The sequence below is a fragment of the Sphingobacterium litopenaei genome (assembly GCF_014692495.1).
Classification (GTDB): Bacteria; Bacteroidota; Bacteroidia; order Sphingobacteriales; family Sphingobacteriaceae; genus Sphingobacterium; species Sphingobacterium litopenaei.
The window spans coordinates 91,527-117,499 of sequence record NZ_JACOIJ010000008.1 but is presented as its reverse complement, the minus strand read 5'-3'; the positions used below and the strand labels follow the sequence as shown (position 1 = coordinate 117,499).

General features: G+C 42.1%; 23 protein-coding genes and 1 tRNA gene. 6 read left to right on the top strand and 18 right to left on the bottom strand.

The features are described from left to right. Positions 1 to 542: 542 nt before the first annotated feature. The gene (locus tag H8B04_RS06490) at positions 543 to 3,191 is read right to left on the bottom strand and encodes a TonB-dependent receptor plug domain-containing protein (RefSeq protein WP_190301806.1); all 2,649 of its coding nucleotides are present in this window, start codon (positions 3,189 to 3,191) and stop codon (positions 543 to 545) included. Between the two features lie 105 nt (positions 3,192 to 3,296). On the opposite strand from H8B04_RS06490, the gene purD reads away from it, so the two are divergent. From purD to H8B04_RS06475, 4 genes are all read left to right on the top strand, one after another. Continuing rightward, the gene (gene purD, locus H8B04_RS06485; RefSeq protein ID WP_165292616.1) at positions 3,297 to 4,571 is read left to right on the top strand and encodes a phosphoribosylamine--glycine ligase; all 1,275 of its coding nucleotides are present in this window, start codon (positions 3,297 to 3,299) and stop codon (positions 4,569 to 4,571) included. Between the two features lie 98 nt (positions 4,572 to 4,669). Continuing rightward, positions 4,670 to 4,741: transfer RNA gene (locus H8B04_RS06480), tRNA-Glu, on the top strand. 238 nt (positions 4,742 to 4,979) lie between these two features. Next, the gene (locus H8B04_RS17450; protein WP_394354871.1) at positions 4,980 to 5,141 is read left to right on the top strand and encodes an Arm DNA-binding domain-containing protein; all 162 of its coding nucleotides are present in this window, start codon (positions 4,980 to 4,982) and stop codon (positions 5,139 to 5,141) included. A 324-nt stretch (positions 5,142 to 5,465) separates the two neighbouring features. Beyond that, the gene (locus H8B04_RS06475; RefSeq protein WP_223225276.1) at positions 5,466 to 6,104 is read left to right on the top strand and encodes a Crp/Fnr family transcriptional regulator; all 639 of its coding nucleotides are present in this window, start codon (positions 5,466 to 5,468) and stop codon (positions 6,102 to 6,104) included. Positions 6,105 to 6,144: 40 nt separating this feature from the next. Here H8B04_RS06475 and mobA read toward each other — a convergent pair whose 3' ends face one another. The 14 genes from mobA to nirB all read right to left on the bottom strand — a co-directional run bounded on the left by mobA (position 6,145) and on the right by nirB (position 21,731). Continuing rightward, entirely contained in the window at positions 6,145 to 6,756 is a 612-nt protein-coding gene (gene mobA / locus H8B04_RS06470) for a molybdenum cofactor guanylyltransferase (RefSeq protein WP_190301805.1), read from the bottom strand. 2 nt (positions 6,757 to 6,758) lie between these two features. Continuing rightward, complete coding sequence (locus H8B04_RS06465) at positions 6,759 to 7,208, bottom strand: molybdenum cofactor biosynthesis protein MoaE (RefSeq protein ID WP_149914848.1); 450 nt, start codon at positions 7,206 to 7,208, stop codon at positions 6,759 to 6,761. Between the two features lie 2 nt (positions 7,209 to 7,210). After that, a complete protein-coding gene (locus H8B04_RS06460) occupies positions 7,211 to 7,447 on the bottom strand; it encodes a MoaD/ThiS family protein (RefSeq protein ID WP_149914849.1) in 237 nt (78 codons plus the stop codon). Positions 7,448 to 7,449: 2 nt separating this feature from the next. Beyond that, positions 7,450 to 8,400: a GTP 3',8-cyclase MoaA gene (moaA, locus tag H8B04_RS06455; RefSeq protein WP_190301804.1), complete on the bottom strand. Its 951-nt coding sequence runs from the start codon at positions 8,398 to 8,400 to the stop codon at positions 7,450 to 7,452. After that, positions 8,400 to 9,128, bottom strand: a complete 729-nt coding sequence (locus H8B04_RS06450) for a sulfite exporter TauE/SafE family protein (protein WP_190301803.1) — start codon at positions 9,126 to 9,128, stop codon at positions 8,400 to 8,402. Before H8B04_RS06450 ends, moaA begins: the two co-directional genes overlap by 1 nt. A 1-nt stretch (position 9,129) precedes the next feature. After that, entirely contained in the window at positions 9,130 to 10,626 is a 1,497-nt protein-coding gene (locus tag H8B04_RS06445) for a rubredoxin (protein ID WP_149914852.1), read from the bottom strand. Further along, positions 10,619 to 14,131, bottom strand: a complete 3,513-nt coding sequence (locus H8B04_RS06440; RefSeq protein WP_190301802.1) for a nitrate reductase — start codon at positions 14,129 to 14,131, stop codon at positions 10,619 to 10,621. Before H8B04_RS06440 ends, H8B04_RS06445 begins: the two co-directional genes overlap by 8 nt. A 28-nt stretch (positions 14,132 to 14,159) precedes the next feature. Further along, positions 14,160 to 15,482 carry an MFS transporter gene (locus tag H8B04_RS06435; protein ID WP_190301801.1) on the bottom strand — a complete coding sequence of 441 codons (1,323 nt, stop codon included), beginning with the start codon at positions 15,480 to 15,482 and terminating at the stop codon, positions 14,160 to 14,162. A gap of 13 nt (positions 15,483 to 15,495) precedes the next feature. After that, positions 15,496 to 16,704: a molybdopterin molybdotransferase MoeA gene (locus H8B04_RS06430; protein ID WP_190301800.1), complete on the bottom strand. Its 1,209-nt coding sequence runs from the start codon at positions 16,702 to 16,704 to the stop codon at positions 15,496 to 15,498. A gap of 1 nt (position 16,705) precedes the next feature. After that, on the bottom strand, positions 16,706 to 17,653 hold the full coding sequence (gene moaCB, locus H8B04_RS06425) for a bifunctional molybdenum cofactor biosynthesis protein MoaC/MoaB (protein ID WP_149914856.1): 948 nt from the start codon (positions 17,651 to 17,653) through the stop codon (positions 16,706 to 16,708). Further along, on the bottom strand, positions 17,641 to 18,399 hold the full coding sequence (locus tag H8B04_RS06420) for a HesA/MoeB/ThiF family protein (RefSeq protein ID WP_190301799.1): 759 nt from the start codon (positions 18,397 to 18,399) through the stop codon (positions 17,641 to 17,643). The genes moaCB and H8B04_RS06420 overlap by 13 nt, the downstream gene beginning before the upstream one ends. Before the next feature lie 13 nt (positions 18,400 to 18,412). Continuing rightward, positions 18,413 to 18,763, bottom strand: coding sequence for a hypothetical protein (locus H8B04_RS06415; protein WP_149914867.1), 351 nt, complete (start codon positions 18,761 to 18,763; stop codon positions 18,413 to 18,415). Positions 18,764 to 18,829: 66 nt separating this feature from the next. After that, positions 18,830 to 19,177 carry a nitrite reductase small subunit NirD gene (gene nirD, locus H8B04_RS06410; protein WP_149914858.1) on the bottom strand — a complete coding sequence of 116 codons (348 nt, stop codon included), beginning with the start codon at positions 19,175 to 19,177 and terminating at the stop codon, positions 18,830 to 18,832. A gap of 34 nt (positions 19,178 to 19,211) precedes the next feature. Beyond that, positions 19,212 to 21,731, bottom strand: coding sequence for a nitrite reductase large subunit NirB (gene nirB, locus H8B04_RS06405; RefSeq protein WP_190301798.1), 2,520 nt, complete (start codon positions 21,729 to 21,731; stop codon positions 19,212 to 19,214). 136 nt (positions 21,732 to 21,867) lie between these two features. Between nirB and cobA the strand changes: the two genes are divergently transcribed. Both cobA and H8B04_RS06395 read left to right on the top strand, forming a co-directional pair. Then, positions 21,868 to 22,635 (top strand): uroporphyrinogen-III C-methyltransferase, encoded by a 768-nt coding sequence (gene cobA / locus H8B04_RS06400; RefSeq protein ID WP_149914860.1) that lies wholly within the window; start codon positions 21,868 to 21,870, stop codon positions 22,633 to 22,635. A gap of 12 nt (positions 22,636 to 22,647) precedes the next feature. Next, on the top strand, positions 22,648 to 23,262 hold the full coding sequence (locus H8B04_RS06395) for a precorrin-2 dehydrogenase/sirohydrochlorin ferrochelatase family protein (RefSeq protein WP_190301797.1): 615 nt from the start codon (positions 22,648 to 22,650) through the stop codon (positions 23,260 to 23,262). Here H8B04_RS06395 and H8B04_RS06390 read toward each other — a convergent pair. The 3 genes from H8B04_RS06390 to H8B04_RS06380 form a co-directional block, all read right to left on the bottom strand. Further along, the gene (locus tag H8B04_RS06390; protein ID WP_223815302.1) at positions 23,217 to 24,422 is read right to left on the bottom strand and encodes a chloride channel protein; all 1,206 of its coding nucleotides are present in this window, start codon (positions 24,420 to 24,422) and stop codon (positions 23,217 to 23,219) included. The genes H8B04_RS06395 and H8B04_RS06390 overlap by 46 nt on opposite strands. 218 nt (positions 24,423 to 24,640) lie before the next feature. Further along, entirely contained in the window at positions 24,641 to 25,189 is a 549-nt protein-coding gene (locus H8B04_RS06385) for a plastocyanin/azurin family copper-binding protein (protein ID WP_190301795.1), read from the bottom strand. Positions 25,190 to 25,296: 107 nt separating this feature from the next. Beyond that, complete coding sequence (locus tag H8B04_RS06380; RefSeq protein ID WP_190301794.1) at positions 25,297 to 25,749, bottom strand: anaerobic ribonucleoside-triphosphate reductase activating protein; 453 nt, start codon at positions 25,747 to 25,749, stop codon at positions 25,297 to 25,299. Between the last annotated feature and the right edge of the window lie 224 nt (positions 25,750 to 25,973).

Here is a 25,973-nt window from a genome sequence, read left to right as displayed (position 1 = left end):
AGCGTTCATCCTGAGCCAGGATCAAACTCTCCATTGTAAAAATGAAGTTTGACTCTAACTATTTATAAAAAAATAGAATTGTCTTTTTAATATCTATTTCCGTTATTGACTAAGGTTTGATTTTTTTTAACTTTCGTTGTTTCTCAAACTACTCGTTACGCTACATGATCATTTTCTTAAAGAACTTTTATCGAATCCGCATCGCGCTTCTTCTTATATCTCGAGCATTGCTGCTGTACTTATCTTTTTTTTTGTTTTCCCTTCGTTTCCGTCGGGACTGCAAAGGTAGAAACTTTATTTTAAACCGCAAATTTTATTTGAAGTTTTTTTTGTTTACCTCCCGTTAGGGACGGCTTTTTGTTTTTCCTGATTTCTCAGTTTAAACGGTCTCTATCCTCCTATTTCATGGTTACTTCTAACCGTGCCTCCCTTGCGGAGTGGTGCAAAGATAGGGAAGTTTCTACTCTACTTCCAAGCGTTTTGGTAAAATATTTTTGATATGGAAGGTAAGTCGCTGGAGCATTGGAGGATAAAAACATATATTATTCTACGACAAACTCCACTTCCCTTCTAAGCAAACGTCCTTGAAGATCTATCCCCTCTATTAGTAATAAATATTTACCTTTTGAATCCGATGTAAAGAAATCGAACGAGGCTTTACCTTGTTCATTCGTAACTATTGCAGGTTCCCAATGTATAGTGGAACGTAAGTCTGAATTGTATTTATTAGCCTCATCTACATCATACGCTGGCTTATAAAAGTTCTTAATAACTTGGAATCCTTGAGGCTGCACTGTTAGTATTCCTTTCGGAACATAATTGTTCAATGCTGAAGATCCTCTTTTGGAGGTAATAACAATTAATCCATTCGCGCCATTAGAACCATATATTGATGTATAATTCACATTTCGCAGCACTTCTATACTTTCTACATCTGCAGTATTAATCATGGAAATATTTTCTGACTCAATATACATACCATCTAGGACAATTTGCATAGGTTGATTTCCCCGTGTATTATAAGGTACACCATTTTGAAAATAAACACCCATCAAACGACCCGCTAAACACATTTCCAAAGTCGGACAAGTGGAAAGATCATCGGCTCCTAAAATCTGGTCTGCGTTTCCAGGACCATTCAGATTACTAGAATAGTCAGGAGCTTTGGACTGCTTTCTCGTAACAACGACCTCATCAATGAGTATGGCTTTTTCCTTTAAGCCAATTCGCTCTAACTCCGCAAAAAATTCTTTCGATGATTTAAGATTATCCAAATATTGCCTATTAATATCCCAATCGCTCTCTAGTGCACCTACTTTTTCATCGATGGGAAATTCTTTGTCATATTCATAGGTGATATCAATATTATTTTTGCCTTTGACCGCGTCTCGTGCTGAAATAATAAATTTAACACTATCAGGGAATAGCAAATTATCAAATTCAAAGTACCCCTCTTCATTAGAAGTCGTATCAATAAAATCGAGATAATTTCGGGTAGAAATCAACTGCACTTTTGCATTAGGTTCAGGCTTGCTTCTACCTATTTTTTTTGTGTAACCAGAGATTTTAAGGGACTTTTCAGGTTTAAATTTTGGAAGCACTTCCAGTCCAACACTTTCCCATTCAATATTCCTCCAACCTTGTGTCAACATCAAATAATCCAAATCCACACTTTTTACGTTACCTTCTTGATTGAAATAATAATTTGGATTTTCAATATAACCTTTCAAATCATTGCTCAATAAGAGTGAAGAGAGAATATGCGCTTCTGCTCTTTCGGGAAACTTAACTTTTCCTAAATCAATAACCGATGCCGAATATGCACCCATCAACAGAGAATCATCCCCTTCGCCCATATCTAAATTGACTTCCACTTTCTCACGCGTTCGATAGCTTGACTTATTCAATAAAACACGACTATTCAAATTACGCTGCACCAGACAAAACACAGGACGTTCTATAATAGGCTGGAATTTACTATCCAGTATACTAATTGTAACCACCCCGTCAGGTAACTTCGATTTTTCAACTGTAAAAACAAGTTCCTCTTTATTTAATTTAGACTTAGACACAAACAAAACTTCTGCTAAGTGATGTACTACAAAATATACATCTGAATTATCTAGCTGGTCGGCACTTGCATTTAATTGTGCAAAAAGCTTATTGTCGTTCAAATTGTTTACCAATATGGAAAAGCCTGTTTCATGAATCCGAGGAACCTGCAAAACAGATTTTGTTCCATCAGCATATTCTGCTTCAGCTTCTAAAGGAGCTCCACTATTTAGAAACACAGAAATAGCACCCATCCCTAGTTCATTCGTTTGGAAGACGCCTATAGTGTCCGAACCTTGCTTTAATAGTATTTTGGAACTAATACCCAGACCTTGACTATTGATACTTTTTGCTGCAATCGTATTGATTTTATCCTTCAAGAGCTTCCCTCCTTCTGGAAATAATGTAGTCGCTGGCTGCTTTTTGGGATCAATAGTTTTTACAACCTTATTTACAATGTTCTTATCAATATTTTCAAAACGAAGTTTTAGTATAGGATTTACATATTTATTATTAATAGGAATCTCAATAGACCCATTTTCTGAAGAAGTTTGTGACTTCTTTTCTACCACCTTGTCTCCTTCAGTAATAGTATACGATATTCTCTTCTTTGAAATTGGCAATCCCGTTACACTATTCAAGTTGATTTTATATAAAACATCGTTCGTTCTTTTTTCATAAGTGGTATGTGTAATCACATTGTCAGTACGACCATTATAAATAGGAACTTTCTTATCAAAAAAATAATCCGACCCTGCATTTTTCATCCAATTGGTGTATGCTCGGATTCGATATACTCCTTCTGTAATCGTATCTGATAAGGTAAAATCACCAATCCCTATTCCCATAGGGGTCGAAATAGTAACACGCTGCACCACATTATTAGCTGGAGAAATAAGTTCTGCATATAATATTCCACTTAAACTCGAAAAAAGATTGGTAATTCCTATAGTGGTATAGGATTTGAAAAATATATTTTCGCCTGCCGAATATGACGGTTTATCTGTATGAAGATAAACTTTCTCTTGTGGTTTTTGGAGGCTGTAATCTTGGAGTTTATCTAAAAATTGCTGAATATCCTGACCTTGAGTAGTAGTACATAACAAAATAAAAACAGCTGTTAAAAGCTTTCGCATCATAGTTTATTGATAATTAGTCTTCTAAAGATATTCCATTTTTTCCAAAAATGATGTTTAAGGCTGTATAAAATTTAAGAATCTCCTATGAGATTGTATATTTGTAGTATGAACATCTTAATCGTTGGATCAGGCGGTCGTGAATCTGCCTTTGCTTATAAAATAGCGCAAAGCCCTAAACTAACTAATCTTTTTATCGCTCCAGGAAATGCTGGAACTGAACAATATGGAAAGAATGTTAACTTAAAAGTTACAGATTTCGAGGGAATTGCATCTTTTTCTTTAGAAAATAATATTGAAATCATTCTTGTTGGTCCTGAAGAACCTTTAGTTAAAGGTATTCATGATTACTTCTTAGGAAGAGAAGATATCAAACATATCGCGGTTATTGGCCCACGACAATTAGGAGCTCAATTAGAAGGATCTAAGGATTTTTCAAAAGAATTTATGTTTAGACATAATATTCCTACCGCAGCATACAAATCCTTCAACCAATCCAATCTAGAAGAAGGTCTAGCTTACTTAGAAACTCAAAAACTTCCAATCGTATTAAAAGCGGATGGTCTAGCTGCTGGTAAAGGTGTTTTAATTTGTGAAACATTAGAAGATGCCAAAGCGGAATTAAAAGCGATGATTGCTGATGCTAAATTTGGCGCAGCAAGTAGCGTGGTTGTTATCGAAGAGTTCTTAAAAGGCATTGAATTATCCGTTTTCGTACTTACGGACGGCGAATCATACAAAGTTCTTCCTTCTGCAAAAGATTACAAACGCATCGGCGAAGGTGATACTGGTTTAAATACTGGGGGTATGGGATCTATCTCTCCTGTTCCTTTTGCCAATGAAGAATTTTTGTCTAAAGTGGAAGAGCGTATCATCAAACCAACGGTAGAAGGGTTGAAAAAAGACAATATTCCTTACAAAGGTTTTATCTTCATCGGTTTAATGAATGTAGATAGCGAACCTTTTGTTATCGAATACAATGTACGTATGGGCGATCCAGAAACAGAATCAGTGTTACCTCGTATTGAATCGGATTTAGTAGATCTATTAGAAGGTGTTGCTAAAGGCGATTTAGCTTCGAGATCTTATACCGTAAGTCCTAAAACAGCTGTTACAGTGATGTTAGTTTCTGGTGGCTATCCTGGTGATTACGAATCTGGAAAAGTAATTTCCAATATCGAGAACGTAAAAGAATCTATCGTATTCCATGCTGGTACTAAGGAAGTAAATGGCGAAGTAGTAACAGCTGGTGGTCGTGTAATCGCGGTTACAACACTTCAGGATGATCTTTTCTCCGCACTACAACAGGCTACAGCGGATGCTGGGCGTATATTTTACCAAGGAAAATACTTCCGTACGGATATCGGTTTTGATTTGATTTAAAAATATTAATTTCAAAATCAGCAGCTTATAAAAAACTGCTAAAAAATATTTTGATGGTGCAAATTATGCCCTTATATTTGCATCATCAAATCCGATAAGGCCCGTTCGTCTAGGGGTTAGGACGCAAGATTTTCATTCTTGAAACAGGGGTTCGATTCCCCTACGGGCTACAGATCTTGAGATCAAAACATACTAAAACGCTGTAAATTAAATGTTTACAGCGTTTTTTGTTTTGTCGGATTTTACAAATCATTCAGTTTTTCCCAATAAAAAAGTGAGTCCTTCGGTGAGTCGCTTTTTCAAAATACACGACTCACTGGAAAGGGGTTAATCTTTTGATTGACAACCTGTTCAAAAAACGAACATCTTGATTTCGTTAAGCTGCAAGGCTAAGTTTGTTACACTTAAATGGTTAAAATCATGAGTACGAATTATTCCTTGCTCTTCTATCTGAAGAAACCAAAAAACTACGTGAGCGGCCCTAAGCCGATCTACATGCGCATTACCGTGGGCGGTATTCCCAAAGAAGTCTCCACCGGAAAAGACTGTGATCCCTCCAAATGGAAATAGTAATTTGAGGTACGTTTTGTGATTTTACTGACTAATAATCACAAAACGTACTTCTATGCTCTATGTAGCATAAAACTGACGACAACTTTTTAAGTGTCAGCTTGCCTAAGGTGTCGTCATCAGTTATAAAACATGTTCCTTTGACTTCTAATCATCGTCAAAAGTTTCTCGTTGAACCTTTTCTTGCTAGAATGTGCTGTATAAAAAATAATAATGGTATATATTTGTATTATAGATTGTAAAAAATGGTAGAAGTTTTCTCAAAAAGACTTCCACTTTAAAAACATGGCAAAAAAAAAGAAAGACTGTGAGAACACATGTTTTATGTGTAAACATATAATTCCTGCATGGAAGGAATTGATTAATGCCAATAGAGAAATAATTAAATTAAAGAAAGGCGATCAATTTATCCAGGAAGGAACGCCAGCAGAGGGTATTTATTTTGTTCAAGAAGGCGTGATCAAAGTACATAAACACTGGGGTGATAAAGAAAGTATTGTTCGTTTTGCAAAAAAAGGGAATATAGTAGGGCATCGTGGATTATCTTCTTCGCAAACACTTTTCCCCATATCTGCCACCGCATTAGAAAACAGCGAGGTCTGTTTTATTCCTATTGATTTTTTCAAAACGATATTGAAAGGAAATCCAGATTTCACGTATGAGATGCTGTTATTTTATGCCGACGAATTGCAAATTTCCGAACAAAAGACGAGCAACCAGGTACAGCTTTCCGTAAAAGGAAGGTTGGCATGGAGCATCCTGCAATTAGAACAAAAAATGGGAATTGAAGGAGATGGTTATATCAACATTACACTATCTAAAACAGATATAGCAGCATACATAGGGAGTACGTACGAAACTATCTACCGGATGATGAAGGAACTAGAAAACGAACAAATCATCGAGACGTCCAATAAGAGCATCAAAATAACCGACCGGGAAAAATTGCGCCAGATCCTGTAGTAGCTGAGACATCTGCCAACTCAATTTTTATTATGCGAGATTAAAGAGGTGCCTTCTGCCATTTGACGATATCTTCAGGCGTATTGTAGTTTCGGAAATCTGCCGCATTTTCGGGTGCAGGGACTTTTACCGAGCGAAGATTCTGTATCGCGCGCTTCATCGAAAAGTTTGTCAGGCCCCCACTTTGGTAGTCCGCATATAATTTGTGCAGTCCCGAAGCCGTATAAATTGCGCACAGGGGTTCAACCTGTCTATGCCTGATGTACAGATAGACATCCGCCTGCACGATCTGCCGGCGAATATCTATCAGCCGCTCCAGTAGAGGCGCTTCCATGTCAATCATGTCACAAGGCAGCACGAATATATCTGCCTTAGGAAACAGCCGGTGCGCACTCAGCAAACCCGCCAAAGGCCCTTTTATATCGACCTGATCCGGAATCAATATTTCGGAAGGAAAGATGTGTTGGTATGCCTCAAACTGCGATGGATGGATCGAGAAATAGGTTGCCAACCCGACACTCCTCAGTAGGAGGCCCATGTGCTCCGCCCAGATAGAATGATCTTTTGTGAGCTGACCTTTGTCCTGCCCCATGCGGCTGCTCTTGCCTCCGCACAGCACCAGACCCAACAATATATCGCCTGTATTCTCCATGATTATATAGTATAGGCTTCTGCTGCCGGCTCTTCATGACAGGAGCAATGTCCTCCCCATTCGCGCCCTCCATCCACAAAATGCTCACATTTCCATAGGGGTACATGATGTTTGATGCGATCGATGATATATTGATTGGCTGCATAGGCTTCCGCGCGATGGGCAGCCGCTGTAATGACCACCACTGCTGTTTCCATAACAGAAACCTTGCCTAACCGATGGACGGCGATGGCAACCTGTAGCTCCCAGCGTTGTTTTGCTTCATCCAGTAATGCAGCAATCATTTTGTTGGCCATCTGCTCGGCGGCCTCGTATGAAAGATGTGAAACTTCTTTTCCCTGGTGGTTATTCCGCACTTCACCACTAAACAATACAACGCCCCCTGCTGCTGGATGATGCGCCTGCTCCCAAAGTGCCATTACATCGATTTTTTCCGTGCTTAGATGTATCATCGTTAACCTCCGCTACTGGGTGGAATGACTAAGACAAGATCGCCCTGACGAAGCGGGTAATCCTCCTGGACAAACGTATCATCTATCGCAAACCGACATTGCTCTAGTAATGTTTTGGCAAACGATTGCTGATCAATCAGGTAGCGTCGTAAAGAATTGATGTCTTCTGGAGTCTCTCGGACCTCCATAACGGGCGGGAAGTAATCCTTCAATCCCGCAAAAAATTCCAAAGTAATCATATTTATCCTCCAATTGTTAACATACTCATTTCACTTCCGGAAAACCGCATTTGTTTTTGCCCTAATGCGGCGTGTAAGCCCGCCTCCAACCCTTGCTGACTATTAACCGCCCGAAGCGGTATAGGCGTGTTGCTACTTAAACAGCCATAAATATTCCCCTGGCAGTCTAGTCGCAGGCGGTTGCAGTCTGCACAAAAAGGCTGGCTCTCATTGGCAATGATTCCGAAGCTATGCCCGCAGGACGTACGCCAATATGTAGCGGTGTCTCCGCATTTCTTTACCTGCTCGTGGATTTCATAGACGCTACTTATTCTGTCCAGTATGGCTTGCCGGGAGAAGAACTTACTGTCGGTATCGCCAAATAGGTGACCCATGCCCATCAATTCCAAGAAGCGTATTTTAATGCGATGTCGGAACGCAAAATTCAGTAAAGGCAAAATTTCCTGATCGTTTTCACCGGCCATAATCACCGTGTTAATTTTTACCTCCAATCCTATTTCCTTGGCGGCTATTATGCCTTCGACGACCTGCTGTAGCCCCGTCCGTTTTGTTACCTTATAGAAGGAACTTTCGGATAATGCATCCAGCGAGACATTGATGGACCGAAGACCAGCTTGTTGGAGAGCAACTACTTTTTTCGCGAGCAAAAAGCCGTTTGTCGTCATGCGGATATCTTGGATGCCCAATTGTCGAATGCCCTTTGTTAACTTGGTAAGGTCGGGATATAGCAGTGGCTCACCCCCTGTTAAACGTATGGTCTGTAGATGCAGCAGATGGTGCAAACGACCTATGAGATCGATAAGTTCATCGCTGGACAATACCGCAGATTTCGGTGTTGTTGTGTTCAGTTCATCTTCACATACACAATAAGTGCACGCAAAGTTGCATCTATCTAATAGGCTTACGCGTAGGACGTTGAATGATCTTCCGATAGGGTCTGTCAATGTTCGCATTACATGAAAAATAATAGTTTACAACAAGCGATCAGGAGCACTACGCTAAGCAAGGTGCGTACCGTTGCCATAGGAAAACGCGCACTCCCGAAATAGGCGCCCGTAAATCCTCCGGCAGCTGCCGCACAGAACCATAGTGCAAATGATGGATCAATGTATATCGGTGTGGTGTTGCCGAGCAAGCCACTGAAAGAATTTAACGTTATAAAAATGGCGGAGGTAGCTGCAGCCTCCTTGGCATTGGCCCAGCCCAATAAGATAAGCAACGGGCTTAAAAAGATACCACCGCCGATATTGAGCATACCCGACAAAAGGCCGACAATGGCGCCTATGAGTAATGCCAATGGTATATTTACCGTTTTACGCTTCTGGCGCTCCTTGGGGGTTATATCGAGTAGCCGGATGGTAGGCAATATGAGGGCAAGACCGAGTAGCACAAAATAGACTTTCCCTTCAAGCGCATACCAGGCACCTAGAAATGCTGTTGGAATAGAGGTGATCAAAAATGGCCAACAGGTAGACCACCTGAAGTGCCCGGCACGGCGAAATTGGAAGAACCCTGTACCGGCAACAAGCATATTAAGCATGAGAATAAGCGGCTTGTATTGCGCTACCGGAATGGAAAAAATAGAAAAGACAGCAATGTAACCGCTGGCACCTCCATGTCCAACAGAGGCATACAAGAAGCCAACAACAAATAGGACGAATGCTATATAATAGAGTTCCATGTCAGTGCTTTAAAGGTGTGGTGTTGATTTGATCAAATGCTATAAATTCTTTCTTGGGAGAGCCGCATAGACCACAGGTATAATCTGTAGGTAGATCGCCGAAGGCAATGCCTGGTTCTATAGCCGCTAATACATCCCCATAAGCGGGATGGTAAATACTGAGGCAATGTGGACAACGGAATAAGGGTTGCTGTGGGGCGCTATGCGAAAACTCCGGTAAATCGTAGGGATGATGCTCAGACACCGGATGGCTGTTTTGTAATGTAGCATCGTAAAAGCAATCACAAAGTGTTTTTAGGGTTGCGGGTAACGATTTCTCGGTGACACGTTGTTTATAGAGAATTAGGTCATAGGAGTTGGCCTTGAAATCTTGCGTGTGGAAAACATCGAAGCATGGTTCACGATTCTCATCGTTGATCTGTTTGATGATAATCGAACCCCAAATGCCGCTGTTTGATCCAATCTTGATGCCAAAGCATAGCCGATAAGTTCGAATATTCCAACGATCGAAATATCGGACGATGAAACGCTTCAATTTCAACGCCGGTTCACACCAATCTTCGATTTGCCAGTTTAGTTCGTTGGAAGCGTGGCGCAAATTAATACGATGTTTGTCGAGAATGATATCCCATCCTTTGCGATCTTGATGTCGGATGTCTTTAATAATGAGTGACCGCCAGGGCGTCGTATAGATCTGGCCCACCCGAGACGTCTGGCAGACGTTGCAAACGTCCAGCAAAAAGGAAACGGTGTAACACTCGTCTGGTCGGTAAATGCCTAGCCAATATTTATCGTCATATTGGTTAAAGCCTTCATAATAGGGAAGACGGAAATCCGATTCCGTTAACGGTTCTTGGATTTGTTGACAATGAAACGCACCCGACGTTTTAATTTTTAATTCCAGATCCGCACATAGCGTAGCAATGTCGTCTTCTGCTATATCTTTGTTATCCATTATGGCGCTTTCCAGTTCCTTACTAATGGCGGCAATATCCATGGAGTAAATGAGTGATGACCAGCTTCTTACTTGATTTGTTTTGGGCCATCGGATATATACATGCCAATAATTGCCTACGCCTGAGGATACAAAATTCAGGTTGCCGGTATAATAAGGTACAAACGACTGATTCGCATCGACGATGTTGATCTTTAGTTTTGGAGTATGCTCAAAGGAGGCTAAAATATCCTTATAAATTCCTTCTCTCAACCAATGTGACTGATTGTAAAGCCCGTCGGCCACATAAGAACTAACCATATTTGGATAATGGTTTTCATTCACTTCATACAGCAGTTCTTGATTGAAGAGCTGATATTCGATATCTTCCATTTGCGCCGGGGAGGCAGAGAAAAGCAGTTGTTGGCGTGCACCGATTTTAACGGTTTTTACATCTGCCGCATGCGCCGCTTCCAGTATGGCCTTAAAATCACCCACCGATACATAGCCTCCGGGCAGATTGATTTTTACGTGTTGCCATTCCGGTTGTGTCTGCTTAGCCATTCGTGACCTCCATTTCTTCTTTTTCGGTTAAAAAACTATCCAAAATTGCCATCACCTGTGGACGGCAAGAGCCGCAGCCTGTTCCGGCGCCACTGGTGTCGCACAGTGTTTTCAGGTCTGTGCATCCTGACTGGATGAGCTTGGTTAAGTTCCCTTCTCCGACCTGACCACAGCTACAGATCAGCTTGCCGACAACGGGTTCTTTGACACTGCCGCTGCGCAACAGTTGGAGGCGTTTTTCGCTAAGCTCTGTTTTGTTGGTGATCAGATCTTTAAATTCCAGAAACTCATTCTTGTCTCCAATGAGTATGGTGCCGACCAAGCGATCCTGATGGATGATGCACTTTTTATAATAGCGCTTTGCTTTGTCGATAAATACAATTTCTTCGTACTCGTCATTCGGACAGTCGACAATCCCGATGCTGCACAGGTCAAAGCCCTGTATCTTGATGATGTTCATGAAGACCGATCCCTCGTATACGCTGCCTACATCTCCATTGTGATAGCGCGCCACTACAGCACCTTGCTGTTCGGCCGCGGCCGAAATGCCATACAAAACCCCATCATACTCGGCAATCTCGCCGATCGCATAGATGGCAGGATCACTGGTTTGCAATCTGTCGTTGACCACCACGCCGCGTTGACAATTCAGCCCTGCGTCTTTTGCCAGTTCGATATTGGGTGTGGTGCCGATGGCTACAATGACGGCATCGCATTTGATCTGTCGACCACTCTTTAGTTCGACCTTATTGACTTTGCTACGTCCATAGTAGAGCTGCACTTCATCATTATAATAGACATCACACCCCTGATCTATCATTTCTTCATGAAGAAGCTGGCTACCAAGCACATCCAGCTGTCGGTTCAGGAATCGTGATACACGCTGCACAACGGTAATGTGTACGCCCATCTTACGTAGGCTCGCCGCCATTTCCAAACCGAGGAGTCCGCCTCCGATGATGACAACTGAAGCATCTTTGCGTAAAAACTTGCGGAGGTTGTCCGCATCCGAACGCCTTCTGATACTGAATATGCCTGGCAAAGAGGGGATGTCTCTGGGCATAGACGGACGGCTGCCCGTACCGAGGATGAGCGTATCATACGGTATTTTCAATCCCTTACTGTCTTCAATATATTTGTTTTCGCGATCGATCCGGGTCACTGTAACCCCTCTTACGTGCTTGATATTATACGTGTTTTTTTCTTCCTCATCCCGCATCTTGACGAGTTCTGACCACTTCTGATCGCCACTGACATAGTGGGGCAGCATGACCCGATTATAGAACGGCAGATTTTCATTGCTGACCACGGTGATCTCGTCGGTAGTATTGATTTCCCGAAAAGCTTTGACAAAACCAAAAGCACCCGCACCGGCACCAACGATCACAATGCGCTCAAATGGCTTCCGATAAGGGAGCACCTGTACGGCGCAGAATTTAAAATCTGGCTCTTTTGAAATGGGATCCACCAAGGGGTTGGTGAGGTTATTTGCCCGATGTAAGTCGGTGTCGCCAAGCTTTCCCCAGTGCATGGGGAGAAAGACACAACCGGCCTTTATGCTGGTGCTGAGACTGGCCTTGACACGTACATGGCCTCGTCTTGAGGTGATTTCGACCAATTGCCCGTCGTTTATACCGAGACGTTCGGCATCATCGCGATGAATTTCGAGCTGAGATTCGCTGATATGCTGTTTCAGCTTACTGACTTTACCGGTCTTGGACATGGTATGCCATTGGTCACGGATGCGTCCGGTGGTCAGAATAAAAGGAAAGGCCGTATCCGGTAATTCACTTTGGAGATCCGTGTCCGGGCTATGGATAATTGCTTTTCTGGACGGGGTATAGAAATCATGATCGGCAAATAAACGAGATGTTCCGGCTTTTCGTCTCTTATTGTACGGCCACTGTACGGTCTTTTGGCTATCGATCTGTTCGTAATCCAGACCCTCGATATGTAGATTTGTCTTTGCGGTGAGTTTCGTATGTTCCTTATATATAGCTTCAGTATTGGGATAGTCAAAGCCTTTAAATCCCATTTTCTTGGCAAATCGACAGATAATTTCGGCGTCGGGAAGCGCTTCGCCCGGAGGTTCGATGATTTTGTGCAAGTGACTGATCCGACGTTCGGAATTGGTCATTGTCCCCTCTTTTTCGGCCCAGGCGGCAGCAGGCAAGATGACGTCGGCATAGGCCAAAGTCTGCGGTTTGTTGCTGATTTCCTGCACCACGACAAACTTTGCCTTTTGCAGTGCCTGTTCTACCTTACGTGTATCTGGTAGGCTGGTCAACGGATTCGTACACAATATCCAGACAGCTTTCAGCTTTCCGTCGGCTAGCGCATCAAACATTTCGGTCGCCGTGAGGCCCGGTGTGTCGGATAGCGTAGTTCCTCCCCAAAAATCAGCCACTTCCTGTCGGTGTATTTCGTTTTTCAGATCACGGTGTGCAGGCAATAAATTAGCCAGACCGCCGACTTCCCGGCCTCCCATAGCATTTGGTTGACCGGTTAACGAGAAAGGTCCGGAACCTGGCTTGCCGATTTTTCCCGTGATCAAGTTGAGATTAATGAGCGACAGATTTTTATCCACACCTTTCACACTCTGGTTAAGTCCCATCGTCCACATGGTCAATAAGGACTTGGATTCGCCTATATAGGTTGCGGCTTGACGGATTTCATATTCGGGTATACAGCAAATATGTGCTGCCTCTGTTATGGTACGCTCAAATACACGTGTTTTATAATCTTCAAATCCCTCTGTATGGTGTGCTATAAACTGGTAATCAATATCATCATTTTCAATCAGCAGCCGGCCAATAGCATAATTCAAAACGATATCTGTACCGGGTTGAATTTGTAGGTGCAGGTCCGCAATGGCTGCTGTATCTGTTTTTCGAGGATCGACCAAAATGATTTTAGTCTGTGGGTAGTTTGCTTTGTGGGCTTCTACCCGACGCCAAAGAATGGGGTGGCACCAGGCGGGGTTGGCGCCTTCCACCAAAAAGCAGTCGGAGAGTTCAATATCATCGTAGCAAATAGGCACGGAGTCCTCCCCGAGGGCCATTTTGTAGGCGGCGACAGCACTGCTCATGCATAGACGTGAATTGGTGTCGATGTTGTTGCTACCTATAAAGCCTTTTATCAGTTTATTGATGACATAATACTCTTCCGTGAGGCACTGTCCAGATGCGTAAAACGCGACTGAATCGGGGCCATACTTATCTATCATCGTGCGGAATACAGCTGCTGTACGGGTTAATGCGTCTTCCCAACTTACCCGTTGCATCGGCATGTTGCGGTGATATCGCATTTGCGGATAAAGCAGACGATCCGATTTATCGTTTACCGTGTATTGTAGATTCATGCCCTTGCTGCACAATTTTCCCTGGTTGACCGGATGCTCCTCATCACCTGTTACCGTAACGGAATCGTGCTTATCCAGCCGAATTTTCACGCCGCATCCGACACCGCAATAACAACAGGTACTTGTTACTTCTTTTTCTTTCATGTCTGAAAAAAGGCAAATTAATGGATGTTTATTGTTGAAAGTCGAGCTCGCCTGTCTCTATGCTGTTTTTGATGGCGGGCTTTGGCTGGAATCTAGTCAGTGCGACTAGCAAACCGATGAACACGACCCCCGCACCAATATATTGAAAGGCATCTGCATAGGTTAAGTTTTCGGACTTGAATAGAAAACCAACCAACATGGCACCGATATTTCCGCCGGCACCTACTATACCACTGACGACACCAATATTGTCTTTATTGATAAAAGGGACAATCCCATAGGTACAGCCATTGGCCATCTTCAAAAACAAGGCGAAAATCAGCATGGAAACAACCGCAAAGACCAACGTACCCGAAGCAGCAAACAACGCGATTCCCAGACCTTCCAAAACCAAAAGTAGTCCTAGTAATGTACCTTTTCCTTTTAGTCCGAATCGTTTACCAACTTTATCACTCACGATGCCCCCCAATGCACGGGCGAAAATATTCATGCCGCCGAATATGCCGGCCATGGCACCGGCTACAATGATGCTGGTACCAAAGCGGTCTATAAAAAATATCGCAGCAACATTATCTACCGTTATCTCAATGCCGAAGCATGCTGCATAAGCGAGTGTTAATACCCATACGCGATAATCCTGCAATGCTTCCACGAGTGATCCCTTGCTTTTTTTCGGAGAGGTAGACGTATCTCTTTGCTGCAAATCGCTGAAATTCCCTGCAGGGGTATCTGTCGTGTATCGGTAGTAAATAAAAGCCATGATCAGGAGAATGACGCCCGGCACAACCATGGCGAGTCTCCAAGCATCTGCTTCGCTTACAAAACCCATCGCGGCAAAACCTGCTGCAATTAAGGGCATAACCAAATTGGTAACGCCTCCTCCGAGGTTTCCCCACCCACCGGTTACCGCATTGGCAGTGCCGACAATATTGGGCGCAAACATCATCGATGTGTGAAATTGGGTGATGACGAAAGAAGCGCCAACAATGCCGATACAAAAACGGAATAGTAAAAAAGAAGTATAGCTCTCACTAAGGCCGATCAGCATAATCGGAATAGCTCCCACCACCAGCAAAATCGTGTAGGTAAGGCGTGGGCCGAGCGTATCGCACAACTTCCCAATCAGTAGGCGCGCAATAATAGTTGCCGATACGGAGGCAATGATGATATTGCCGACCTCGCTCTTGCTCAATTGGAGCTGATCGCGGATCATAGGCATCAGCGGAGCAACACCAAACCATCCAAAGAAACAGAAAAAGAAAGTGATCCACGTGATGTGGAATGTGCGCATCTGAACACCTTTGAACGAAAAGATGTTGAGGCTTGAAAGAGGTGATTGGTTCTGTTGCATTGTTAGTATTAGTTTAATTTGTATGAAAAAAGGGGTGCAGGGATAATACTTGTATAGTATCATTTTCTGAGATGACCTGCTTGTCATGGATATGCCAGCCAATACCATCACATCCCACTGTCGCGGTTATATCTCCGGATCTGCGATTAGGTTTGCATCGGTATCCATTGCCGTCAGGCGACCTAAAAACAGGGAAAAAATCATCCAGAGTAGATTTTTTGGTTCTGGAAGTCTGTAGTTTGACCTTTTGGAATCGTTCACGGGTAAATCCCAAACATCCGTGTAGATATTCTTCAACAAACAGTTTGAAGGTGGTAAAACATGACAAGGGATTTCCGGGCAGTGCAAACACGATGCGATTTTCCGGCAAGACACCAACCAACAGGGGCTTTCCCGGTTTGATAGCGACTTTGTGAAACACGATCGCTACGCCCAATTCTTGTAAAACTTGAGGAACATGATCGGCATCACCAGCAGACACGCCACCGTTGATCAGAATAATTTGCTCCTGCATAGCTTGTTGAAAGGCAAGAGACAATGCTCCGGAATCGTCCGCGACATGTTGACAAAACTTTATGGGCAAGTGCCATTGGGCGCAAAGAGCTTGCAGTGAATACTGATTGCTGTTGCGGATCTGGAAAGGTGCGGGCTGCTGATCGATATCAACTACCTCATCGCCCGTGGTGACAATTGCTACACTAGGCATTTCATAGACAGGCACATCATGGATGCCCAAAGCGGCCAGCGCCCCGACCAGGGAAATGTCGCAAATCCGAGGTGCAGGGATCGCCAATTCATCTTTTTTAAGATCCTCGCCTTGCTTTGCAAGATGTTGTCCCTTGGAGACCGATTCACACAGGATCAGTACCGTGCCGTGCGCGGTATAATGGAGGTCTTCTTTACGGATAACAGTATCTACATCCGAAGGACAGGCCGCACCGGTCATGATCTTGTAGCATTCGCCAGGTCCAATTGCCGTCGATGTTTCCGCTCCGGCAAAAATGGTGTCCCGAATATGGAATTCCCGTGTTCCGCGATTCCAGTCATCGATGCGTATCGCTATTCCATCCATCGCTACACGATTAAATGGTGGATAATCTCTATCTGCAAAAATAGGCTGTGCCAATACTTGACCTACACATTGCGTGAGCGGCACATGCACTATCGGGAGCGACGTTGCCAAGCTTCGGATCTGATCTCTGGCTTCCAAATAGGTCAGCATATCAATGTCCTCCTCCCATCATCATTTTTCGGGCGTGAAACAGGGCTGGCAATATTGCCTCCAAGCACTCTTTCACACCGTTGGTGCTGCCGGGTAATGTGATGGCAAGCGAATGGCCGATCGTGCCTGCAACGGCGCGACTCATCATGGCCAATGGTGTTCGCTGCTGTCCATGGCCGCGCATAGCCTCGACTATGCCATTGGCTGTCTTGTCCAATAATTCCGAAATGGCTTCCACCGTCACATCCCGCGGTCCTAATCCTGTTCCTCCTGTCGTGAAAATAAAATGCACATCTTGTTCGGCCCAAGTTTTTACGGCTTGTTGGATGAGGCTTTTTTCGTCCGGTACGATCTGGTAGTCCAGTACCTGTGCACCGGTCTCCTGGAGCATTTCTTTTATTTTAAGACCGCTATTATCCTGTCTTTCACCACGGGATGTTGCATCCGAACAAACCAAAATAGCGCAGGTGGCAAGGGGTGCTAAAAAGCGATTATGGTCAGATTTACCGCCTGTTTTATTTGCTAGGCTAATATGGCCAATCTCCAATTGATTGTCGACAGGTTTCAGCATATCGTAAAGCTCGAGTGCTGCTATGGATGCAGCAGTAAGCGTCTCCATCTCTATGCCGGTACGACCTATCGACTTGGCAGATACCGTAATCAATATCCCGGTACGCAACTGCGGGTCGGTAAAAAAAACTGGATGGGAGCTGGGATAGATATATTCAAAATCGACCTGCATCGCGTCAATATTAACCGGGTGACAGTGAGGTAAAAGCTGTGGGGTAGCCTTTGCTCCCAAGAACGCTGCTGCACGAGCAACATCAAACAGGTTTCCTTTGGGAAGTTCATCTCGTTGGATTTTGACAGCTGTTGACTCGGTAATATAGATCACTGCTTGAGCCAAAGCTGTGCGTAAAGTATTTATTTTATGGCTTATATCTCGCATGTCTTCATTTCTATAGTAGCCTCCGTCGGACTGGACTGCAACCTGGAAAAATTAATGACTCGTTTCTGAAGAGAGAGTACATCGAATAAAAGCAATTTGCCCGTCAGTTTGTCTGGCAAATCCAATAACACTTTGATCACCTCATTTGCCATCAACATACCTGCTACCATACTGCCGATGATGTAGGTGCCGGAAACTTCGCAAGCCATCCCTTCGGCGGCTGATTGCAGAGTGAATACATCGTCTATGGCCATGCTTTGTGCTTTATAGTTAAAAACAGCGATCTGCATCTCGGAACGAAAAATAGATCCGTAGACGATCGGTATACCGAGCTGAATACCCGTGCGACCAATCAATAATCGGGAAGGAAAATTGTCTGTTGCATCGATGATGATGTCATATTCAGAAAATACTGTGTGAATATTGGTTTCGTCTGCAAAAAACGGATATTCGTTAAAGACGGTGTCCTGATATCGGGTACTTAAATATGCGACAGCAGCCGTAGTTTTCAGTTCTCCAACCTGCGCTGGGGTATAAAGGTATTGGCGTGCCAGATTTTTGAGCTCAACCTTATCGCCGTCAAATATGCCAATACATCCGATACCGCTGGAGGCCAATGCGGAAACCACAGGGCAGCCCAGACCACCTGCACCAACCACCAGAACGCGGGTGCCTTTTAATTTGTCAATACCTTTTTTGCCAATAAATGACAGCTGAAGATGATCGCTGAAAAATCTGTTATCCATTTCTCTTTTCTTATTATAGTTTATAACCCAAGCCAACCCCTAAAGTCCATTTGCCATTTATGGAAGGTGTTTTGGGGAGATAAAATGCGGGAACTTGTAATGCCAGATGCTTAAAAATCGTTAGGGTGGCGCCAACACCTAATGTGGGCGTAAACGTCGAATTCTTCACGACGGATTTGTCTTCCTTAATTTTGACAGAAGGTAAAAAACCTAGCATAAGATTCCATTTCTGTGTCGTGTACTTTACAGCAGGTCCGGTACAATTGATATAGGCGCCGTTGTCCACGTATCCGCCTACAATAATACCATCAAAAGCTTGTGCACTGATTTTTTTATCTTGCGCATGTACAGTTGCTGTCAGCATTATAAATGCTACCGTAAAAAAGCTCCGATTTGTCTTCATGTTGCGATGGATTACCGTGATCATATATTAGTTCTGTAATGCAATATATACGAACCCGTCTTCCACTTTTACCGGATAGGTCTTGATGGCGCATTCATCGCCAGAGAGACATTCGCCGGTATCCAGTGCGAATGTTTTCTTATGGAAAGGACAGGCGATCTTCGGTTTATCGCCTAATGATCCGATCATACCGCGACTAAGGATCATTTGTCTTTTATGGGGGCATTCGTTCTGCGTAGCGTACCACTCATTACGACGTTTGAAATAGAACAAGGCAACTTGCTGATCCTCTAGTTTTAAACAGACCCCTCCGTTTTCAATGGTGTCTTCTACGCGACAAGCTAATTTCCATGAAGTGATTGATAAGGTTTCCATAATGATCTTGTGTTAAAGTTTCGTATTTATTTGATTAATATGTTATTGGGGCATTCCAGTCGGCCGCTTTCTTTTGCCCGCGCATTTCTTCGAATTTTACGGTTTCATCTTTCTCGGAAGGTGCATTCACAAAATGAACAAAGCGCTTGCGTATATCCGGATTATTGACCGCGACCTTCCACTCACATTGATAGGCGTCGACTAAGGCCTGCATCTCTTTTTCCCATGATTCTGCCATGCCAAGACTATCATTAACAACAACATTGCGTAGGTAATCAATACCTCCATCCATCTTGTTTAACCATGTCGCAGTACGTGTCAGTGGGTCTGCCGTACGGATGTAAAACATCAAAAACCGGTCTAAGTACTGAATACAAGTATTGCTATCAATATCACTTGCTAAAAGCAAAGCATGTTGAGGTTTACTGCCTCCATTGCCACATACATAAAGATTCCAACCTTTTTCAGTAGCGATAATACCGAAATCCTTACTTTGAGCTTCGGCGCATTCTCGAATACAACCGCTGACTGCCGACTTAAATTTGTGCGGTGCACGAACTCCACGATACCGCTCTTCAATCTTGATCGCAAAAGAAACACTGTCATGCAATCCAAAACGGCACCATGTGCTTCCTACGCAACTTTTGACAGTACGTAGGGCTTTTCCATAAGCATGTCCACTTTCAAATCCAGCTGCAATAAGTTCTTCCCAAATAGAAGGAAGATCATTTACATGCGCACCAAACATATCGATACGTTGACCTCCCGTTATTTTAGTATATAAATTGTATTTCTTCGCTACTTCTCCAATAACGATGAGCTTCTCTGGACGGATTTCCCCGCCTGGGATACGAGGAACAACAGAGTACGTTCCGCCACGTTGGATATTGGCCAAAAAACGGTCATTACTATCCTGCGCAACATCATTTCCTTTGCCCAAGATCATTTCATTCCAAAGACTTGCAAGTAGCGAAGAAACTAACGGTTTACATACCTCGCATCCATGCCCCTTGCCCAAGTTGTCCAAAACCTCGTCGTAAGTATGCAGTTCATGTATCTTCATCAGATCAAACAACTCTTGCCTGCTATAGTCAAAATGTTCACAGATAGTATTGCGAATATATTTCCCTTGCTGCTTCATGGTGTAGGTTACGAGGTCTTTTACCATCGGAATACACCCTCCACAACCAGAGCCTGCTTTTGTACATTTCTTTACCCCATCTGCATTTTCACAACCTTGTTGGATTACAGCATCACAAATCTGAGCTTTGGTCACCCCTTCACAACTGCATATTAATGCATTGTCTGGCAGGGTATCTAGTCCCAATCCGACAGGTTGACTACTTGCCTTTTCATGAAAAAGTAATAATTCTGGATGCTCCGGAATCGGCATATTGTTATTAACCGTCTGCAAAAGCATATTGTAACTGCTCGCTTCACCTACCAAGATGCCTCCCAATAATCTTTTGCCATCTGAGCTAATGTTGAGTCTTTTGTAGATTCCTTTGTTCTTGTCTTCAATATGGATAGTTCGTGCATCTGGTTCGCAAATAAAAGGGTCTCCAAAGCTAGCTACATCGACACCCATCAATTTGAGTTTAGTACTCATATCAAAACCGCAAAAAGATTTCTGTTCGCCTAAAATTGTGGATGCTGCAATTTCTGCCATTTCGTAACCTGGTGCTACGAGACCATAGATCATCTCATTATATAATGCACACTCACCAACAGCAAATATACTAGGGTCGGAAGTACGCATATTTTCGTCTACCACGATACCTCCACGATGTCCAGTAGCCAGACCGACCACTTTGGCTAGTTCATCACGAGGCTTGATTCCTGCAGAAATGATTAATATATCTGCCTCTACAGATGTTTCGTCAGAAAATGCTAAACCCGCAACCTTGGTATCTCCCAATATTTGGGTAGTCGATTTATGTAGTAGACAATTAAGTCCTAATGAATGTAGTTTATTTTGCAATGTTGCACTTGCGGCATCATCAATCTGTCTTGGCATGAGTCGTGCTGCGAATTCAACTACAGCAGTTTCTTTAATCTGTAGATCGACCAGTGCTTTGGCAGCTTCCAATCCCAAAAGACCTCCGCCAATCACCGCTCCTTTGCGTGCATGTACGGCATATTCTTTAATGTGATCTAGATCTTCAATAGTCCTATACAAGAACACGCCCTCTTTATCTATACCTGGTATCGGAGGAACAAATGCAGCAGATCCTGTGGCAAAAACAATGAAATCATATGAAACTCGTACACCATGTTTTGATTGAACAGATTTCTGTGCTGTATCTATAGCAATTATGGGATCATTCAGGTGCAGATCTATATTATTTTCATGATACCAGGTCAAATCTGACAAATAAAGATCGTTAACTCCAGATTTTTTAAAATAATCTGTCAAATGAACGCGATCATAAGCACGAATCGACTCTTCACCAAACACAATCAACTTAAATACATCTGTTTTTGCTAGCAATTTCTCACAAAACTTATGACCGACCATCCCATTACCGATCACAACTATTATTTTTTCTCCCATAAATTCAATTTTTATAATAAAATACAACTTACATCAGCTAATTTAGACATAAAATCCATATAAATTCAAATATTTTATGATTTATATCATAAATAAATCATAAATTTGATAAAAAAGTTGTGAAAAAGTTGTGAAAATGATAACAGAAATCAAAAAAACATTATTTATTATTGGATCAGGACCTGGAAATCCAGATTTTTTAACAATAAAAGCCTACAATGTGTTAAAAAAATCAGAAATTGTATTATTTGACAACCTTGTTAGTCAAGAAATACTCGATTTATGTCCAGAAGATTGTAAAAAAGTCTATGTAGGTAAGCATCCTTATGGTGAATATGTTCCACAAGACGATATTAATACACTAATAAGTTATTATTGCAACCGATTTTCTAATGTGGTCAGATTAAAAGGAGGTGATCCTTATATTTTCGGACGAGGTTTTGAAGAATGGTTGTATGCAAAGACCCTAGGGATCGCAGTAGAATACATACCCGGAATCAGCAGCATGCAAGGCACAGGCGTAAATGATATTCCCTTGACACATCGTGGCATAAGTGAAGGTGTATGGGCTTTGACTGGAATGAAAAGTAACGGAGAAATGGCGGCAGACCTCACGCTTGCGGCACAAAGTAACTCAACGGTCATTATCTATATGGGTATGCGAAAACTAACGGAGATAGCGCGTACATATGTATTACATGGCAAAGGTGACACTCCTGCAGCTATAATACAACACGCAACTCGTCCCAATCAAAAAATAGTGACTTGCTCGGTTAAAGATTTACAAAAAACAAGTCAGCAACATGAAATGGCTCACCCTGCTATTATTGTTATTGGACACGTTGTAAACTTGCAAAACAACATCTACAGCAGCATATTACAAGATAATAGAATCGTGGTCTGAAAACACAAGTCTATGAACACCTTATTTCCGATATACGTCAAACTGGATAAAATACAAGTGCTATTAGTCGGAGCTGGGCCAATCGGCTTAGAAAAACTTCAGGCTATACTAAAAAATTCGCCCGAAGCGAATGTTCACATCGTAGCCGAAAAAGTATGCCTCGAAGTCGAGATACTTGTAAACAAACATAATCGTACACATCTTTCAAAACGCTCGTTTAAAGAAAGTGACTTAGATAAAGTAGATTTAGTATTGGTTGCCAGTAACAATAGATGGCTAAATGCCCACATACAATATCTATGTAGAACAAAACATATTCTATTGAATGTAGCCGACAAACCTTCTTTATGTGATTTCTACCTTGGCAGTGTTGTGCAAAAAGGAAATCTCAAAATAGGTATTTCTACCAATGGAAAATCGCCTACAATAGCAAAACGTTTAAAAGAATTTTTGGATCAGCTAATTCCTGAAGAGATTGACGAAACACTAGCACTAATGGGACAACTACGAGATTCTATACAAGGCGATTTTCACGAAAAAGTAAAAAGGCTCAATGAACATACCAAAAACATTCTTGAAAATCAACTTTCAGCCCGAGCTAAATCGGATTCTTTATACGATTCATAAGTATAAACATTATAAGGTAACAACCATTGAGCAAAATATTTGGTTATAAAACAACATAATGCTAAAGGAACGATCAACGCATAGCCATTAGGTGCCAAACTACACGCCAAGAATATGGCTGTCATCGGTGCAAAAATAGATCCTGCCAATGTACAAGCAGCTCCTATTATCATAAAATTGAACAACAGCAAATTCGTACCAAACAACAAGTTTGCACTATACGCAACCAGCAAGCCTAAAAATGCTCCTGCAACTATACTAGGTGCAAATACACCTCCATCTCCACCTGCACCCAAAGTAAGTGAAGAAGCTATTGGTTTCAAGATTACAAACAGTCCCAAAGTTAAGAGAGAATACTCTTTTTGTTGTAGTATCTGATCTAATACATTGTGTAAACCATGGTAACTATCACCATACAATATCGGTAAAAAGAAAATCATTAATCCTACAGTAATAGCACCAAGATTTACTCGGATAAAATTATTGGAAATCTTCTCAAAGAGCTTTTTAATATTGATCACAACACTGGTAAAATAAACAGAAAGAGCTCCAGCAAACAAACTCAAAACCAAAAAGAATGGTGTGGCTTTCCATTGCCAGCCTTGAACCGGAGTGTCAAAGAATGGTTTTCTATCAAAAAAATAGATAAAAACCCCAGCAAACAATGCTGAAGCAATACAGCTAATCAAAATTGTTTTTTGAACCTTTCGGGCAATAACTTCTATGGCAAACAAAAGGCCTGCTACTGGACTTGCAAATAAAACTGCTACACCAGCCGCGACTCCTGCACAAATCAATTCGCGCTTATATTTGAAAGCAGAAAATCCCCTTTTATACGATTCATTACCGATAGTAGCAGTTGCGACAACCGTTGAAACTTCAACACCTGTAGATCCACCAAATATGACCGTCAAAAAGCCATTGATAAAATGTGAAGGAATCTTAAAAAACGGTAAGTGATCTTTTCGCTTATCCAATGTATTGTAAATTTCTGCAATCCCTTTGTTCTTCCTATTCTTAAACAGAAATTTACGTAAAAAATAGATAATCGTGATGCCAAAACTAGGTAATACAATCAACAAGATTGAATTAAAAGAATCCACATATTGGAAGATGAATTCTTCGGCTTGCTCAGTAAGATGTTTAAGCGAAAAACTCAATAAACAGCAACACAAGCTAACACATATAGATACTACCAGTAAGTGTAAATAACTCCCAGAGACAACTTTTTTTCGTAGGTTCATCACTTCTTTATTTTTTGCAAAGATACTTAATTGCTCGTTTGGCAGTGTCAATTTATTACAACAGCTTTACTTATAGACAAAAAAGATGCGACAACCCCCAAAGCTGCCGCACCAATCCTCAAAAACAACATCAATTATTCTGCAATAATTACACCTTTCATAATAGCTAAGTGTCCTGGAAATGAGCAAATAAAATCATATTTACCTGCTTCTAAGGTAACCTCAAATGAATCTTGCTCTCCCCCACCTATAACTTTGCTGTGGCCAATAACCGAAGATGCTAATGATGCAGGAATGTAATCTGTATCTTTTGCTTTATTAGCTTCTACACCAAAAGCTGGAATATCGGTTCCAGGTTTTAATATCACTAAATTATTCCCCATTACTTCTTTGGCCATTTTACCAACATGCTTCAATGTAATGGTCACATTTTTACCAGCTTTTACTTTAATTTCGCTTTTATTAAACTTCATTTGGTCATCACTTTCGATCACTACAGCATCTGATGCAGCTTCTGTCGAGGTCGTCGTTGGTTCACCTGCAGGTATACCAGTAGTTGCAGCATGATCATGACTAGTATGGTCATGTTTACTGTGATCTGTTGTTGTTTGAGAGTTATTTCCCCCACATGCTACCGCTAATACTGTGGCCACTGCTAAAGCCGGTTTGAATAGCTTTTTCATAAAATTTATTTTTTATTGTTATTAATTAATAGGTCCTCAAAGCTTTGGAACGCACCATACTATTGGACATTTTTATTGTTTTCTAAGAATTTGACTAGCAATCAACGTTAGACAACCTGGATATCTGGACGGGATAAACGAGAAACATCAAGACGCTGTATACTCGCTGGTAAAGTATCATCAAGTGTGGTTACACCATTCATAAATCGCTGAATATAATATCTACCAGAATACGCTTGGGATACTAAAAAATCAACCATTGCATGCAGATCTTCCATGGAAAGCAAGTAGCTGTGCCAAGTCGTTCTAACCTCAAACGGTACTTGATGTTGACGAATAAGCTGTAGGCTTTCATTGAAAACACAGTAAGTCTTTGACTTTGTAACATCCTCATGCTTTTCTGCTGGAGCCTTGAAATCTAGGACTATGTAATCGATTAGTTCCAACGCTATTAATTTCCGTAATCGATCTGGGCGAGTGCCGTTGGTATCTACTTTAATTTTGTATCCCATTTTTTTGCTTCTCGAGCCAATATCAACAAAGTAGGATGTGTGGTGCATTCGCCCCCACTAAAAACTACAGCCTGCAAAAGATGCTTTCTAGATTGTAGAAATGCAATCGCATCTTCTATCGGTGAGTTGGGAAAGCGGTTTTTTGTAAAACGTTGATATAAAGATCAATACACAGAAGACGTTATTCCCCTACGGGCTACTAAGAGACTCCAAAGAGGTATCCGTCCTACGAAGTACGTATTTATTAATATTTAATTTAGGCCTAGATTTGC